Genomic DNA, 15,440 nt, shown 5'->3' with positions numbered 1-15,440 from the left:
GGCTTTCCCCGGAAAGCCGCGATGAACCTTAAAAAAGCCCAAGTGTTTAATCACTTGGGCTTTTTATTAGGCAAAATTCCTAATCTTTTATTCCTCTACGCCTTTGCTGCGCAGGAACTCATCATAGGTGCCCTTGAAGTCATTCACGCCCTGTGGGGTGATCTCTATGATGCGGGTGGCCAGTGACGACACGAAAGCGCGGTCATGACTGACGAAGATCAAGGTGCCTTCGTACATCTCCAGCGCATTGTTCAGTGACTCGATAGATTCCATATCCAAGTGGTTGGTCGGCTCATCCATCACCAGAATGTTTGGCTTTTGCATGATCAGCTTGCCAAACAGCATACGTCCCTTCTCACCACCTGAGAGTACGCGTACCGACTTCTTAATATCGTCGGAGCTAAACAGCATACGGCCAAGGTAGCCACGTACACTCTGATCGTCATCTTCTGGTTTACGCCACTGACTCATCCAATCAAACAGTGTCATGTCATTTTCGAAATCCGATTCATGATCCTGAGCGTAGTAACCAATGGCAGCGTTTTCTGACCAATGAATGGTTCCTGTATCCTGTGGAATATCGTGGATCAGGGTGCGCAGCATAGTGGTCTTACCCACACCGTTTTCACCCAATACGGCGATACGCTCACCCACTTCGGCGATCAGGTTGAAGTCTTTAAACAACGGACCGTTGTCATAACCTTTAGACAGCTCTTCAACCACCAAGGCATTACGGAAGAGTTTCTTCTCCTGCTCGAAGCGGATGAAAGGGTTAACACGGCTTGATGCCTTAACTTCTTCGAGCTTGATCTTATCGATCTGCTTAGCACGTGAAGTCGCCTGCTTCGCCTTAGAGGCGTTGGCAGAGAATCGCGCCACGAAGCCTTGAAGCTCGGCAATTTGCGCTTTCTTCTTGGCATTGTCAGACAATAGACGCTCACGGGCCTGAGTCGCCGCCGTCATATATTCGTCATAGTTACCCGGATAGACACGCAGCTCTCCATAATCGAGATCCGCCATGTGGGTACACACAGAGTTGAGGAAGTATCTGTCGTGCGAGATGATGATCATGGTGCTGTTACGCTGGTTGAGCATCTCTTGCAACCAACGGATGGTATCGATATCCAAGTTGTTGGTGGGTTCGTCCAGCAGCAAGACATCTGGATCACTAAACAGCGCCTGAGCCAACAGCACACGTAGCTTGAAGCCTGGGGCGATTTCGCTCATTAAACCAAAATGTTGCTCTAGCGGAATACCTACACCGAGTAACAGTTCGCCAGCACGGCTTTCTGCGGTGTAACCGTCCATCTCGGCAAATTCCATCTCCAATTCGGCCACCTTGATGCCATCTTCTTCGCTCATCTCTGGTAACGAATAGATGCGATCGCGCTCCTGCTTCACCTTCCACAGCTCGGTATGTCCCATGATCACGGTATCGACAACATTAAACTCTTCGTAGCCGAACTGGTTCTGGCTCAGCTTACCCAGACGCTCATTCACATCCAGAGAAACATTGCCCGATGTCGGCTCAAGCTCACCGCCTAGGATCTTCATAAAGGTTGATTTACCACAACCATTGGCGCCGATAAGACCGTAACGATTGCCGCCGCCAAATTTTACTGAGATGTTTTCAAACAGTGGCTTAGAGCCAAACTGCATGGTGATGTTCGCTGTAGTGATCAATGTGAAATTCCGAATAATTTAGTTAAGCGAAGCGCCGCCTGCCGGGTCGAAAACCCTCCATGGCAAACCTAAAGGTCGCCTGTGACAAGCTGATTAAAAACCGCGCTAAAGGGATATTTTAAAGCGCGCTACTATAGCCACTTTAGTCTGTTTTATCAACTTAAGCGGACTATTTTCCCACCGAGGCTATCGCAGCGAGCGAGTGGCAAAGCGGCAGAATTTAGTGGCGTAAGGCCTCACCATTATCGATCAGTAACAGCGAGCGCTGATCAGCCTGACTGTCAGCCGGGCTAAAGCCAAACACCTGACCATAGAAGGAGAGTTCGGCATTTAACGCGGCAACACGATTGCGCGGCTTTTTCACCCCATGCCCTTCATCATCAAACAGCAGGTATGCCACGGGCACCCCCCGGCGTTTAAGGGCGGCATAGATAACATTCGATTGCTGCGCCGGCACCACAGGATCATTTGCGCCTTGCACAAGTAATAATGGCTCTTTCAAGTCATCCAGATGATAGAGGGGCGAACGCTCGCGGTAGAGAGGGGAATTGGGCTTAAGCTCTCCCACTAAATGATGCAAGTATCCCTGCTCGAACTTATGGGTCTCCCTGTCCAGAGCCATCAGATCGCTCATTCCCGAATAGACCACGCCCGCCTTAAAGGTGTTATAGAATGCCAGCGCCGAAAGCACGCTAAACCCGCCGGCGCTCATGCCGCGGATCGCCACCTTGTCAGGGTCGACCCAGCCACGACTCATTACGTAGTTGGCTGCCTCGATAGCATCTTCTACCTCCGCGCGGCCCCACAAACCATAAAGACTCTGACGATAGGCTCGGCCAAAGCCTGAGCTGCCACGATAATTGACATCCAGCACCGCAAAGCCACGGCTGGTCCAAAACTGAATATCTCGGCGAAAGCTTAAACTGGCGCGCCAGGTGGGACCACCATGGAGCATGATGATGAGCGGTGGGCGTTGATCATCCGGCGCGATATATTCAGGATTCATCGGGCCATAAAAATAACCATAAACAGGCAGGCCGCTGATATCGGATGTAAATTTAATCGGCTCTGCGCGTGAGACATATCGTGGATCCATTATGCAGAGTTTCGGGGCGTACGCCAGCTCCACTCCGCGCCCACGAATACGATAGATTCCCTTCTCTGGCGTTATCTTGCTGCCGATGAAATAAACACTATCAGGCCCCTTAACCAGTTGTTTCACCTCAGCGAACTCGGCGGCGATAGACTCGGTTATCCTAAGCTTGGTATAGATACGCAAAAGATGAGTCTTGCCCTCATGCTGCACACTGGCGATGAGTTGATCATCGGTTTCAAAAGCATAGCTATGATTACCCAGTTGCCAATCAGGGCTAGCAAACTCGGCCGCTTGTTCCAATACAGCCTCTGGCGAGCCATCAGGTTTGATACGATAGATATTCCACCAATTTGTAAAATCGGCGATCACATACAGCTCGCCGCTGGGGCTGTATAACGGCTGGGTAATCGCCCCCTGCATCTGACTTAACAATCTTCTCGCACGTACAATCCCCAGGTCAGGATCGAGGTCCGCCACCCAAAGCTCTGTGTTATCCCAGGGCATATTGGGCTGTTGCCAACTTATCCAGGCCAATTGGCTACCATCGGGCGATACTCGCGGCGAGCTGTAAAAGTCGCTGCCGCTGACCAAGGTTTCTCCCTCATTTTCAAAGTTGAGGTTAAGCGCTACCAAGCTCGCTTTAGGCACACCTGACACGCGATGATCTTCTCGAACACAGATAAGCCGAGACCCCTTAGTGTAAGAGACACAATCGGCATGTCGGGTATTGGCGGGCGTAATGACAACAGGCTGCTGATTTGGCGCAATACGATACAGCCGTTGATCATCGCGTTTTACCGCAAACAGGCTGCTGCCAATGGCCAGAATAGGCGCGCCGCCATATTCATGGACACGGCTTTTCACATCAAACTCTGAAGGGATAATATTGACTAAATCACCGGATAAGCCGAGTTGGTTGACCCCGACCTTGCCGCCGAGATTTGCATCAACCTGAGTGAAATAAACACCATCTTCGATGGGCATAAGTACCCCGAAGCTATCGGAGGGAGCATATACCGCCTTGGCTGACAGCACTGAATGCCAGCTGCCGTAATCTGCGATGAGGCGCCCGCTGCGCTCGTCGCGCAAAGGCTCAGGGGCGGCGACCTGAAAAAGGCGCATCAAGAGCATGGCAGCCACGGCAAGCCACACAAGCACCCAAGTCAGGTTTTTTAACCGCCTCGCCATAGCATCACTTCACTAGAACTTTCGCCAAAAGAATATTTTACGTCGCAACCATATGAGGGTGAGTTTCTGCTTCTCGGCGCTTAGGCCAAAATAGATGCAGAGCCAGGGGGAGATCAGGATATACCAGGGTAAGACGTTGGCCGATGACTGCGTCACCAGCAGAAAGAAGAAACCAGTATAGATCACCACCACCCCAAGTACGCCTACAATCAACATCAGCGTCTTGGTCGCTTGTTCAAACCATATCATCTTTCTTTTCTTACTCATAAGGTTATACCAATCCTAGTGAATAACTGATCATTTCGGCTTGTTAACACGTCCGATAAGGGGATTTCTATTTTTGATTGTAGAATAACTACTTATCTAAAAATCCTGCCTTGTTATCGAACGTTTTTCCCGCGCGATGTCTGATCACTTACTTACCGTGATTGGTATTAGATTACATCAAGTGGCGCACCTTCGCACATTGCACTTTCACACAATGATTAGGGATAGACGCCACCATAAAAAAACGGGCACAGGGCCCGCTTTTACCTATCACTTCGCCAAGTGTTAGATACGAATACCACCGTCGATCTCAAATACGCGACCATTAACATAGTCGTTTTCGATGATGAACTTGACGGTAGAGGCGATTTCGCTTGCCTGGCCTAAACGTCCAACCGGCACCATCTTCTCCAAACGCTCTAGCGCTTCTGGCTTCATGGCCGCCGTCATCTCAGTTTCGATAACACCTGGCGCCACCGCCGCGCTGCGGATATTGTAGCGTGCCAGTTCTTTGGCCCAACCCACAGACATAGCTGCAACGCCAGCCTTAGAAGCGGCGTAGTTGGTCTGACCGATATTACCCGCTTTTGCCAAGCTAGAGATGTTGACGATCACCCCTTGCTGCTTAGATTCGATCATGGCTGCCGCCGCTTCACGTCCGCAAAGGAAAGAGCCTGTCAGGTTAACATTGATCACCGCCTGGAACTGCGCCAGTGACATGCGATCTGTCACCTTGCCCTCTTTGGCTTTGACCAACATGCCATCGAGTAAGATGCCTGCGTTGTTGACCAACACATTGACCTGGCCAAAGTCTTCTAGGATGTAACCGAAACCGGCCACTACATCTTCTTCATCGGTAATGTCGAAAGCGTAACCTTGAACCTCAGTGGTATCGCCGATATCGGCGCAGGCGCGTTCAAGCTTCTCCTGATCCACATCGATAAGTGCCAACTTGGCACCCGCAGCGGCAAGTTCTTGTGCCATCGCAAAACCTAGACCACCGGCACCACCTGTGATGACAACAACCTTATCTTTTAAATCCATCAACTTACCCTTTCTTATTAAACTGCTCAAAAATACTGGAGAAATCACGCTTACCATTACCCTGACGGGCATGATTGACATACAGGCTACGAGCCAGCGCCCCCATAGGGGTACTAGAGTTAGATAGCAAGGCAGCCTCTTGGGACAGACCTAAGTCTTTCACCATAAGATCAACCATGAATCCACCCTGGTAACCATTTGATGATGGCACGTTTTCCATCACATCTGGACAAGGATTATATTTATCTAGCGTCCAATTACCACCACTACTGACTTTCATGATCTCAGAAAGGACCTTAGGATCCAATCCATGGTCTATCCCCATCTGAATAGATTCGCTAGTACCGACCATGAGCACGGACAGTAGCATGTTGTTGCAGATCTTAGCGACCTGACCGGCACCTGGGCCACCGGCATGGAAAATATTAGCACCCATGGCGTTTAGCACACCCTGAGCCTGCTCAAAGGCGGTATCGCTGCCGCCACAGATAAAGGTCAGCGTGCCCGCCGCTGCACCTGCGGTGCCACCCGATACTGGCGCGTCGATAAACTCGAGATCCTTAGCTTTGGCCTGCTCGGCAACAAAACGTGCGCTCTCGGCGTCTATGGTTGAACAATCGATCAACAAGGTGCCTTGGGCCACCACATCTATGATGCCTTTATTCTGCTCATCTCCCAGATAGAGACTGCGCACATGCTTACCCGCAGGCAACATGGTGATCACCACATCGGCCGCAGCAGCTGCCGCGCAAGCACTCGGCGCCGACATTGCACCTTGCTCGACCACATGGCTAAGTGCCGCCTGAGAGAGATCGAAGGCTTTAACCGTATAACCGGCCTTCACCAGGTTGACCGCCATTGGGCCACCCATATTACCTAATCCGATAAATGCAACTGTATTCATGTTTTGCTCCTTTTCTTCAGGCTTTGCCTGAAAAATTATTGGCCTAAGGTGCGCAGTGGGTCGTTTTGTGGATCCCATGGCGAAGTCATCAGTGATTTAACCATCTCTTGTGGCACGGCCTCGACAGTCTCATACAGCCACTGTGGCTGACGGTCCTTATCGATAAGCAGTGCCCTCACCCCTTCAGCAAAATCACCGATTGAGCAGCAGTTACAGCTCAGTCCCAGTTCCAACTGGAAGACCTGACTCAGACTCAGCTCAGTGCCAAGTAGCGACTGCTGATACACCAGGTGCAGACTCAAAGGACTACCTGCCAGCATGGTGCTTAGGGCGCGCGCCAGCCAAGGCTCACCGTCTTCTACCGCCTTTACCTTGGTCATGATATCAGCCAGCTCACCCTCCATTAGGGCATCGATCTCGGCTTGATGTTGCTCGAGAACACTCGCGCCCATAGGTTGTGCGCAGCGGCTCGACATCGCCTCGAGTAGCGCGTTTAATTTGCCATGATTAGCACAAACATCACTTTCCCAGTCGACGCTGGAAAGCGCGTCAAACAGTGGCTGCTTGTCATTTGAGTTAAGGAAGTGATTACCCAGGCCCACATAGAAGGCATCGGCGCCATCCATGTTATAGGCGGTCATCCCTAAGAAACGGCCCATATGGCCCGGCATACGGTTGAGGAAGTAGCTGCCACCTACATCAGGATAGAGGCCTATGGTCACCTCTGGCATGGCTATGCGTGAACGCTCGGTCACTATTCGATGACTGGCGCCAGCCATCAGGCCGAGACCGCCACCCATAACGATGCCATCGGCCCACACCAATACCGGCTTGTCGAAGGTATGCAGCAGATGATCGAGGAAATATTCTCGGGTAAAGAACTCCTGAGTCACCTCAGGGATCTCACCGGGCTGCTCTCGCGCCGCCTGATAGAGGGCACGCACATCACCACCGGCGCAGAAGGCTTTCTCGCCAGCGCCGTCCAGCACCACCATGGCAATGGCATCATCATCGGCCCAGTCGGTTAACTGAGCGGTCAACGCTTGCACCATATCCATGTTAAGGGCGTTGAGCGCCTTCTCCATGTTGAGGGTAGCAACCCCAACCCTTTTGCCGGATAGGGTGCCTAAGGTCTGAAAGACCACACAATTTGTCTGCTCAGTCATTAGCGGTTTTTCCAGTTTGCTTTGCGCTTCTCAAGGAAGGCGTTAACCCCTTCTGCCTGATCTTCGGTATCAAACAGCCCCACAAACAGCTCACGCTCAAGCGGCAACGCCTGGGTGCGCGGCATGGTGCGGCCAGACTGAATAAGCTGCTTACACACGGTCACACTACTTGGGCTCTGGTTCGCCACCTTCTCGGCTAGCGCCATGGCAGTAGCTAAGGCTTGCCCCTTCTCGACCACCTCTTCGATAAGACCGATACTTAGCGCCTTGTCGGCATTAACACGCTCACCGCACAGGATCATACGCTTGGCCCAACCCTCACCCACCAGGGCGGTCAGGTTTTGGGTGCCGCCCGCACAGGGCAGCAGGCCAACGGTGGCTTCTGGCAGAGCTAACACTGATTGCGCCTCGGCAATGCGAATATCACAGGCCAAGGCAACCTCTAAACCGCCACCCATAGCATAGCCGTTGATGGCAGCGATAGAGACGCCACGAAATGCGCTTAACGCTTCAAATGCTTCGCCAAAATGTTTCGCCATAGTGGCCGCATTACCCTTGTCGCCGTCGGCAAATAACTTGAGATCGGCGCCGGCGCTGAAAAACTTCTCGCCTTCACCTGTCAGTACCAGAGCGTAGATCTCCTTGTTGGCGTTGAGCTCGGTCACCTTCTGCTTAAGCAGCGCCAGGCTGTCTGCCGTCCAGGTATTGGCCGGTGGATTGTTCATGGTCAGTACGGCGGTATGGCCGATGATCTGTTCAACTATCGCTGTCATCTCTCTTCTCCCTGACTATAAGATTTGGCTGGCATTTTCGTCGAGCAAACGACGAGCAATGATAAGACGCATGATCTCATTGGTGCCCTCTAGGATCTGGTGTACGCGTACGTCGCGGAAGTGACGCTCCAGCGGATATTCGCGGATGTAACCGTAACCGCCGTGCAGCTGCAGTGCGCTGTCACACACGTTAAAGCCCACGTCGGTGGCGAAGCGTTTCGCCATGGCGCAGTAGGCTGTGGCCTCTGGATCGCCACTATCGAGTTTAAAGGCAGCCAGACGCACCATCTGACGGGCAGCCACCAATTCGGTCGCCATGTCGGCCAGCTTAAATTGCAACGCCTGGAAGGCGGCGATCGGCTTACCAAACTGCTGACGCTCGTTCATATATTGCTGGGCGCGCTCAAGGGCTGCTTGAGCAGTACCGACCGAACAGGTAGCGATGTTGATACGACCACCGTCGAGCCCCTTCATGGCGAAGGTAAAGCCCTGACCCTCTTCACCCAATAGGTTGGTCACGGGCACACGCACCTTGTCAAAGGTGATCTCTCGGGTCGGCTGGGCATTCCAGCCCATCTTATCTTCCGCCTTACCGTAAGTGATCCCTTCGGCATCGGCCGGAATGGCAATCGCCGAGATCCCCTTAGGGCCTGCTTCACCAGTGCGGCACATGACCACTAGCAATTCGGTAGAGCCTGCGCCCGAGATAAACATCTTGGCGCCAGAGATCACATATTCGTCGCCTTCGCGCACAGCCTTAGTCTTGAGTGAGGCCGCGTCGCTGCCCGCCCCCGCCTCGGTCAAACAGTATGAGGCTAGCTTGCTGCCAGTCGTTAACGCCTCAGACCATTCATCGCGAAGATTCTGAGAGCCAAAGCTGGTGACCATCCAGGTAGCCATGTTGTGAATGGTCAGCATGGCGGTTGTCGCAGTACATCCCATGGCGAGCTGCTCGAAAATAATGGAAGAATCCAGACGAGACAGACCCATGCCCCCTTCTGACTCGGGCGAGTAGAGTGAGCAGAAACCCAGCTCACCGGCTTTTTGAATCACGTCTTTAGGAAAATGATGTTCTTCATCCCACTTGGCGGCAAAAGGTGCCAGCTCTTCCTGGGCAAATTGGGTAGCCAGTTCGGCGAACTGACGTTGGTCTTCATTCAGATTAAAATCCATCTGATCTCTCCTTTCGCGCCTTTGTATTTGCCTTGAATCTATGATTCGGCTTATTTATGGCGGCGCTTAACTTGTTGAAGGCTAGTAATGATAAAAGCGATTCGGCCCCGGCCTTATCGCTTTTACCTTGCAAGGTCTCTTATTGCCGCTTATTTCAGAGCAATCGTCATGTTAGGCGCATGGTGCTCCGCCTCGACGATATCTGTCTCAAACCAGCGAGCGGTGATTGTCTTAGTCTCTGTGTAGAAACGCACCGCCTGCTTACCGTAGGCGTGCTGATCGCCGTAGAAGCTGCCTTTCCAACCGGTAAACGAGAAGAATGGCAGTGGCACAGGAATAGGCACGTTGATCCCTACCTGACCCACTTCAATGTTGTGCTGATACTTACGAGCAGCGGCGCCACAAGCGGTGAAGATAGAGGTACCGTTACCATATGGGCTGTTGTTGACCAGCTCGATCGCCTCTTCCAGTGACTCCACTTCCATGCAGCACAATACTGGGCCGAAGATCTCTTCCTTGTAGATGCTCATGTCTGTGGTCACATTGGTAAACATGGTTGGGCCAACCCAGTTACCGTTTTCATAACCTTCGACGGTAAAATCGCTACCGTCCAGCAGACACTCGGCGCCCTCTTCCTTACCCTGGGCGATAAGCTTTAGCACGCGCTCCTTGGCGGCAGGGCTGATAACAGGGCCATAGGCCGCATCTTTGTCGTCCCATACGCCCGGTCTGACCTTGGCGATAGCGTCACGCAGCTCAGGGATCCACTTCTTGGCTTCGCCGACAAATACCGCTACCGACAGGGCCATACAGCGCTGACCGGCCGCGCCCACAGAGGCGCCTACTAAGTTGTTGATCACCTGCTGCTTGTTGGCATCTGGCATTATAACGCAGTGATTCTTAGCACCGGCAAAGGCCTGAACGCGCTTGAGGTTGTCGGTACCTGTCTTATAGATGTACTGACCCACGCCTACAGAGCCAACGAAAGAGATCGCCTTGATATCCTGATGAGTAAGCAGCACGTCTACCGCTGTCTTGTCACCGTGTACCAGTTGCAATACGCCCTTAGGCGCGCCAGCTTCTTCGAACAGCTCAACCAGACGCTGGGGCGTCAAAGGATCTTGCTCAGATGGCTTAAGCACGAAGGTGTTACCACAGGCTATTGCCAGTGGGAACATCCACAGTGGGATCATTGCCGGGAAGTTAAACGGCGTAATACCAGCGCACACGCCCAGCGGCTGAGTGTAGCTATAGGTGTCTATGCTGCGGGCCACGTTTTCAACGGTTTCACCCATGATAAGGCTAGCGATATTGCAGGCATGTTCAGCCACCTCGATACCGCGCCATACGTCGCCCCTGGCATCTTCGAAGGTCTTACCGGTTTCCTGGGCCAGGATTGTCGCGATCTCATCATGATGCGCTTTCAGCAGGTGCTGGTAGCGGAACATCACGCGGGCGCGCTCAGACACAGGCACCTCTTTCCAGGTGGCAAAGGCTTGCTTGGCGCTGGCGATCGCGGTTTCAACTTCTTCTACCGTGGCGGCGTTGATCGTGGCAATCACTTCGTTATTCGCCGGGTTAGTGACAGAGATCTGTTGCTGGCCGCTACCTAAAATAAACTGACCGTCGATGTAGTGTTTTACTTGAGTTGTCATATCGCTTTCCTAAATACGTCTAACAGGCATGGACAAATGCCGCTACCTGATGATCTGCTATGTAAGTGACAGCAAAAAACTCACATAATCATGGGTGAATGCATGGGCTCGCGGCAGCGAGCCCAAATAACAGGATTAAACTTCGATTGCCATGGCAGTGGCTTCGCCGCCACCGATACACAGTGATGCCACACCGCGCTTAAGGCCTCTGGCCTTCAGAGCGTGAATAAGAGTGACCAGTACGCGGGCACCAGAGCAACCGATAGGATGACCCAGGGCGCAGGCGCCGCCATTGACGTTGACCTTAGCCTCATCAAGGCTCAGCTCAGAGATGGCCAGCATGGTCACCATGGCAAAGGCTTCGTTGATCTCAAACAGATCCACATCCTCTTTAGACCAGTTAACCTTATCCAGCAGTTTGTTCATCGCGCCCACTGGCGCAGTGGTAAACATTGAAGGCTCTTGTGAATGCGTCGTATGACCCTTGATGGTGGCCAGCACTTCTAAACCGCGCTTGCTCGCCTCGTCTGCGCTCATCAGCATCAATACCGCGGCGCCATCAGAAATGGAGCTAGAGTTGGCAGCCGTGATGGTACCCTCTTTCGCGAAAGCTGGGCGCAGGGTTGGGATCTTCTCGGGTCTGGCGTTGCCAGGCTGCTCGTCAGCATCAACCACGATATCGCCTTTACGGCTGGCCACGGTAACCGGCACTATCTCAGCCTTAAAGGCACCAGATTCGATAGCGGCATTGGCTTTTTGCAGCGAGCTTAGGGCAAAGTTATCCATTGCCTCGCGGGTGATACCGAAATCATCGGCGGTCTTCTGGGCAAAGGTACCCATAGCGCCGCCCGTGTAGGCATCTTCAAGACCATCGAGGAACATATGATCCAGCACCTTGCCATGGCCCATGCGCATGCCGCCGCGCGCCTTATCTAACAGGTAAGGTGCCTGACTCATGCTTTCCATACCACCGGCAATAACCACCTCGGCGCTACCGGCTTTAATCAGATCATGAGCCATCATGACAGTCTTCATGCCTGAACCACACACCTTGTTGACTGTGGTCGCGCCCACTGACAGAGGGAGATCGGCACCTAAGGTCGCCTGACGCGCTGGCGCCTGGCCGAGACCCGCTGGCAATACGCAGCCCATCAAGACTTCGTTAACATCGTCGCCCTGAACGCCTGCAGCGTCCATGAGTCCCTTAATCGCCGTGGCGGCGAGTGTCGGTGACGGCACGCTGGAAAGGGATCCTTGGAATCCACCCATAGGGGTGCGTTTCGCCGCAACAATCACGATTTCTTGGTTAGTTTGCTCTGTACTCATCTTCCGCTCCATTTAAGGTACTTATGCGCTCATGTCACACGGCTTCATGGTGAAAGCGTGATCATGTTCAAATAATATCACTGTGACGTTTACGCGAACGTAAAGCAAGCATTAACTGGTCGAATTTCACTAACTTTAGTCTAATGTTTTGTCAGGCTGCATTTACAGCGTAGGCACAAGATGCCGCACTTCGACGGCGCGTCATCAGAAACGAACGCAGCGGAAAAACTCAATAATCACAACAAAAACTTATACTAAACAATGGCTTACCCAAGGATAGTTGAATCTGGGCTTATTTATTAGGAAAATGAGTCACTATTTACGGGGGCAAAAACAGCAAAAAATAATGTCGCAGCTCGATCCATTGCGAGTTGGTTTAGTCTGGGAATATCAGATGCTAGCAGCGATTAGTGGGACGAGTATCTTACCCTTAGGGTCAGCCTTTCTCCATTGGCAAAAGATGAGCCTCTGGTGCGGAACAGACACTGATGAGACAACCCCTTGAGGCCAGCAAGAAACGGCACAAATACCCGCTTAACCAGGTGTCCTTGAACTATTAAGCGCCATGGTGAACAGAGCTTGCCTTGTTTAGCTGTGGAGACTCTTAAGCAAAACGTTAGCCCTACAGAGAGAGCGCCATCAAGCCCACGCCATCGAAAAGCAGTGGTTGACCGAAACCGCGCAGCCCAGCCTTGGTGACCAAAACGGCATCCTCATCGCTACAGAGTATGAGGGGATACTCAGCCAAACTCGATGCCTCGAGTTGACACGCGGCCCTGACGCTCATTGCCACTCCGCCGTCACTGAGATCGCAATGGGGTAAAAATTGATAGGGGAGCAAGCCCAGACCACTCAAATCGCTAAGCGCCTGGTGATTAACATCACCGCACAAGGGAGCACAGGCAATCGTCGGGGTCATCAGCATAGCGCCAGCGCTCATGCCAATTAAGATCCCACCTCGGTGACAATAGTCAGAAAACTCCGTCATCAGTCCGCGGGCATGCACTTGCGCTAAAAAGCCAAAGGTATCACCACCGGCGAGATGAATCGCTCTGTAATTTAGTAACCTATCCAACCCCGCCGTAGAAAAGCCTTGCTCAAGATCCAGATAATGCTCAAGCCTCAAGCCTAAACGGGAATATTGCTCCTGCGTCGCCTTATAGTAACTTTGCTCCAACTCATGGCCTGAGGCCAAATAACCCAGGCTATCGCCTTCGCTGAGCACCTCGGCGATAGCCGCCTGCGACGCCATGCAATCTAGATCACTCATCAGTACTAATGACACCTTGCTCCTCCTTGTGGGCGTTTGCCATACCAGACAAAATACTCGGTTTATATCCTTTAAAGCTTGCTTTTGACCTTTGCCACGGCTCGGTTATAACGACACATCAAGCTCACCTTGAAACACTCAATCGTTAACCTTGATATTGGCGCTTTATCTCGACGATTTCGACCTGGTAACTCTTGTACCAAGCTTGCCTGCCTAGCTGCTGGGCAACTCTATGTTCGCTATCTTGTTTCCAGGCCAAAATATCGGCTTCGCTGCGCCAATAGGAGATGGCGATCTCCAGCTCCCCTTCGGTCACAGCAATAAAGTCCTGGCAGTGGTATTTCTCCATCGCTAATTGCCGCATTTGAGCTGCCATCTCACTGTATCTGGCATCCAAGTGGGCCACCTTGGCCTTAAAGATCACCGCAAACATCTCCTTCCTCCCCCATATCGATATAAATGGGCTGCGCTGCTTATAACTGCTCGAACTGACGCGCCATCGCCTGGATCTGTTTGAGCCCTAAGCCGTGTTGATTGCGCTCTGCACACAGACGCTGATGAGCCAGTTCACCAGGATTGCCTATGAGCACGATGCGCACCTGATAGCCCATCGCCTTGGCGGCAGCCTCATAGGCCATAAACTCCCAATGAGCCATGTTGGTGTTATCGCAAATCACTATGCCTTCGCCCCTTGATAGGGCTTGAATAAATGCAGTGAGATTAAACTGATGGTACTGGGCGAGTCGACTGGCGTCGAAACGATACTCGCCCTCTTTGACAAAATAACTGTCAGTTGAAAAGTAGCCTCTACGGCGAATCGCCTCGCCGTCACTTTTCCCTGTAATAAATTGCTCCACCCAGTAACTCTTTCCGCTACCCGGCAGGCCGCGCATGATAATCGCGAGTCTGCAGTGAGCGGCCGGGGCCGCTTGCGGCTCACCCTCTGGGTGGCTCCCCCCTGAGCTCACCCTTTAGCGGCTTGGCTGAAGGGCTGATCGCTAATCACATCACCAGCAAGGATCTGCTCAACCAGCTGCGGTACTATCTTGCTGGCCTTGCCCTGTAAGTGATACTGGAACTGACTATGGCGATCCGCTGGCATTAGATTCACTTCCACTGTTTGGGCACCATGATGGTTAGCAGTATCGACAAAGCCTGCCGCAGGATAAACCGTGCCGGAGGTGCCGATGGCAATGAAGAGATCACAGGTATCTAACGCATGCTGAATACGGTCTAACCCTATGGGCATCTCACCGAACCAAACCACATGGGGGCGCAGGCGCTGGGCGGGAATACAGCAGGTACAGGTATGGTTAACGCCAAAGTGATCGGTCAACAAAAAGGTCTGGTGAGAACGCGGGCAGCGTCCCTTGGTCAATTCACCATGCATATGCAGCAGGCGACGAGAACCGGCACGCTCGTGAAGATCATCGATATTTTGTGTGACCACCAACAGCTGGCCGTCGAACTCCTGCTCCAACCTTGCAAGTGCTTTGTGCGCGTCGTTAGGCTCTATCTCGCCATTATGGAGCTGTTGCCAACGTTCATTATAGAAACGCTCAACCATCTCAGGGTCGCGCGCATAGCCTTCTGGCGTGGCGACATCTTCAATTTTATGCTCTTCCCAAAGTCCATCTTGATCCCTAAAGGTTCTCAAACCGGACTCTGCCGAGATCCCTGCCCCGGTTAACACTACAATCTGCCGATACATCCCGCTTCCTTCTCGTTATCATTATACTGGGGCCCAGTTCACCACCAAGGCACACTCAGGCCAGAATCTCATCCTGCCAGATACTTCTGTGTAAGACTATTAGGCATTAGTCTCAATAACATTACAAAAAGTACGCCTTAAATTCAGCCTAAATCCCACAGGTAGGGCCAATTTAGAACAAATT

14 protein-coding genes are annotated in these 15,440 nt (G+C 52.4%); all 14 read right to left on the bottom strand.

Annotated features, from left to right (window positions below):
- Nucleotides 1–87: 87 nt before the first annotated feature.
- Nucleotides 88–1,683 carry an ABC-F family ATPase gene (locus NY07_RS12205; RefSeq protein WP_033539634.1) on the bottom strand — a complete coding sequence of 532 codons (1,596 nt, stop codon included), beginning with the start codon at nt 1,681–1,683 and terminating at the stop codon, nt 88–90.
- Nucleotides 1,684–1,903: 220 nt separating this feature from the next.
- Nucleotides 1,904–3,967: a S9 family peptidase gene (locus NY07_RS12200; RefSeq protein WP_033539633.1), complete on the bottom strand. Its 2,064-nt coding sequence runs from the start codon at nt 3,965–3,967 to the stop codon at nt 1,904–1,906.
- A gap of 12 nt (nt 3,968–3,979) precedes the next feature.
- Complete coding sequence (locus NY07_RS12195; protein ID WP_033539632.1) at nt 3,980–4,234, bottom strand: hypothetical protein; 255 nt, start codon at nt 4,232–4,234, stop codon at nt 3,980–3,982.
- Nucleotides 4,235–4,519: 285 nt separating this feature from the next.
- Nucleotides 4,520–5,278 (bottom strand): SDR family oxidoreductase, encoded by a 759-nt coding sequence (locus NY07_RS12190; RefSeq protein ID WP_033539631.1) that lies wholly within the window; start codon nt 5,276–5,278, stop codon nt 4,520–4,522.
- A 4-nt stretch (nt 5,279–5,282) separates the two neighbouring features.
- On the bottom strand, nt 5,283–6,182 hold the full coding sequence (gene mmsB, locus NY07_RS12185) for a 3-hydroxyisobutyrate dehydrogenase (protein WP_033539630.1): 900 nt from the start codon (nt 6,180–6,182) through the stop codon (nt 5,283–5,285).
- A gap of 35 nt (nt 6,183–6,217) precedes the next feature.
- Entirely contained in the window at nt 6,218–7,348 is a 1,131-nt protein-coding gene (locus tag NY07_RS12180; RefSeq protein ID WP_033539629.1) for an enoyl-CoA hydratase/isomerase family protein, read from the bottom strand.
- The gene (locus tag NY07_RS12175; RefSeq protein ID WP_033539628.1) at nt 7,348–8,121 is read right to left on the bottom strand and encodes an enoyl-CoA hydratase; all 774 of its coding nucleotides are present in this window, start codon (nt 8,119–8,121) and stop codon (nt 7,348–7,350) included. The genes NY07_RS12180 and NY07_RS12175 overlap by 1 nt, the downstream gene beginning before the upstream one ends.
- Nucleotides 8,122–8,136: 15 nt before the next feature.
- The gene (locus NY07_RS12170; protein WP_033539627.1) at nt 8,137–9,294 is read right to left on the bottom strand and encodes an acyl-CoA dehydrogenase family protein; all 1,158 of its coding nucleotides are present in this window, start codon (nt 9,292–9,294) and stop codon (nt 8,137–8,139) included.
- Between the two features lie 149 nt (nt 9,295–9,443).
- The gene (locus NY07_RS12165; RefSeq protein ID WP_033539626.1) at nt 9,444–10,949 is read right to left on the bottom strand and encodes a CoA-acylating methylmalonate-semialdehyde dehydrogenase; all 1,506 of its coding nucleotides are present in this window, start codon (nt 10,947–10,949) and stop codon (nt 9,444–9,446) included.
- A 135-nt stretch (nt 10,950–11,084) separates the two neighbouring features.
- Nucleotides 11,085–12,275, bottom strand: a complete 1,191-nt coding sequence (locus NY07_RS12160) for a thiolase family protein (RefSeq protein ID WP_033539625.1) — start codon at nt 12,273–12,275, stop codon at nt 11,085–11,087.
- A gap of 622 nt (nt 12,276–12,897) precedes the next feature.
- Nucleotides 12,898–13,560: a Type 1 glutamine amidotransferase-like domain-containing protein gene (locus tag NY07_RS12150; RefSeq protein ID WP_140946906.1), complete on the bottom strand. Its 663-nt coding sequence runs from the start codon at nt 13,558–13,560 to the stop codon at nt 12,898–12,900.
- Between the two features lie 130 nt (nt 13,561–13,690).
- Nucleotides 13,691–13,978: an antibiotic biosynthesis monooxygenase family protein gene (locus NY07_RS12145; protein ID WP_033539623.1), complete on the bottom strand. Its 288-nt coding sequence runs from the start codon at nt 13,976–13,978 to the stop codon at nt 13,691–13,693.
- A gap of 40 nt (nt 13,979–14,018) precedes the next feature.
- On the bottom strand, nt 14,019–14,438 hold the full coding sequence (locus NY07_RS12140) for an AAA family ATPase (protein WP_033539643.1): 420 nt from the start codon (nt 14,436–14,438) through the stop codon (nt 14,019–14,021).
- A 71-nt stretch (nt 14,439–14,509) separates the two neighbouring features.
- Nucleotides 14,510–15,256, bottom strand: coding sequence for a Sir2 family NAD+-dependent deacetylase (gene cobB, locus NY07_RS12135; RefSeq protein WP_033539622.1), 747 nt, complete (start codon nt 15,254–15,256; stop codon nt 14,510–14,512).
- Between the last annotated feature and the right edge of the window lie 184 nt (nt 15,257–15,440).

Source organism: Shewanella sp. ECSMB14101 (genome assembly GCF_000773485.1).
In the GTDB taxonomy this organism is placed as follows: Bacteria; Pseudomonadota; Gammaproteobacteria; order Enterobacterales; family Shewanellaceae; genus Shewanella; species Shewanella marisflavi.
The sequence above is the reverse complement of the archived record's forward strand: the minus strand, read 5'-3'. Positions and strand labels throughout refer to the sequence as shown.

Excerpts from the sequence above, each read along its gene's own strand:
- NY07_RS12200 (WP_033539633.1), bottom strand. The coding sequence starts at position 3,967 with ATGGCGAGGCGGTTAAAAAACCTGACTTGGGTGCTTGTGTGGCTTGCC.
- NY07_RS12195 (WP_033539632.1), bottom strand. The coding sequence starts at position 4,234 with ATGAGTAAGAAAAGAAAGATGATATGGTTTGAACAAGCGACCAAGACG.
- NY07_RS12190 (WP_033539631.1), bottom strand. The coding sequence starts at position 5,278 with ATGGATTTAAAAGATAAGGTTGTTGTCATCACAGGTGGTGCCGGTGGT.
- mmsB (WP_033539630.1), bottom strand. The coding sequence starts at position 6,182 with ATGAATACAGTTGCATTTATCGGATTAGGTAATATGGGTGGCCCAATG.
- NY07_RS12180 (WP_033539629.1), bottom strand. The coding sequence starts at position 7,348 with ATGACTGAGCAGACAAATTGTGTGGTCTTTCAGACCTTAGGCACCCTA.
- NY07_RS12175 (WP_033539628.1), bottom strand. The coding sequence starts at position 8,121 with ATGACAGCGATAGTTGAACAGATCATCGGCCATACCGCCGTACTGACC.
- NY07_RS12170 (WP_033539627.1), bottom strand. The coding sequence starts at position 9,294 with ATGGATTTTAATCTGAATGAAGACCAACGTCAGTTCGCCGAACTGGCT.
- NY07_RS12165 (WP_033539626.1), bottom strand. The coding sequence starts at position 10,949 with ATGACAACTCAAGTAAAACACTACATCGACGGTCAGTTTATTTTAGGT.
- NY07_RS12160 (WP_033539625.1), bottom strand. The coding sequence starts at position 12,275 with ATGAGTACAGAGCAAACTAACCAAGAAATCGTGATTGTTGCGGCGAAA.
- NY07_RS12145 (WP_033539623.1), bottom strand. The coding sequence starts at position 13,978 with ATGTTTGCGGTGATCTTTAAGGCCAAGGTGGCCCACTTGGATGCCAGA.
- NY07_RS12140 (WP_033539643.1), bottom strand. The coding sequence starts at position 14,438 with ATGCGCGGCCTGCCGGGTAGCGGAAAGAGTTACTGGGTGGAGCAATTT.
- cobB (WP_033539622.1), bottom strand. The coding sequence starts at position 15,256 with ATGTATCGGCAGATTGTAGTGTTAACCGGGGCAGGGATCTCGGCAGAG.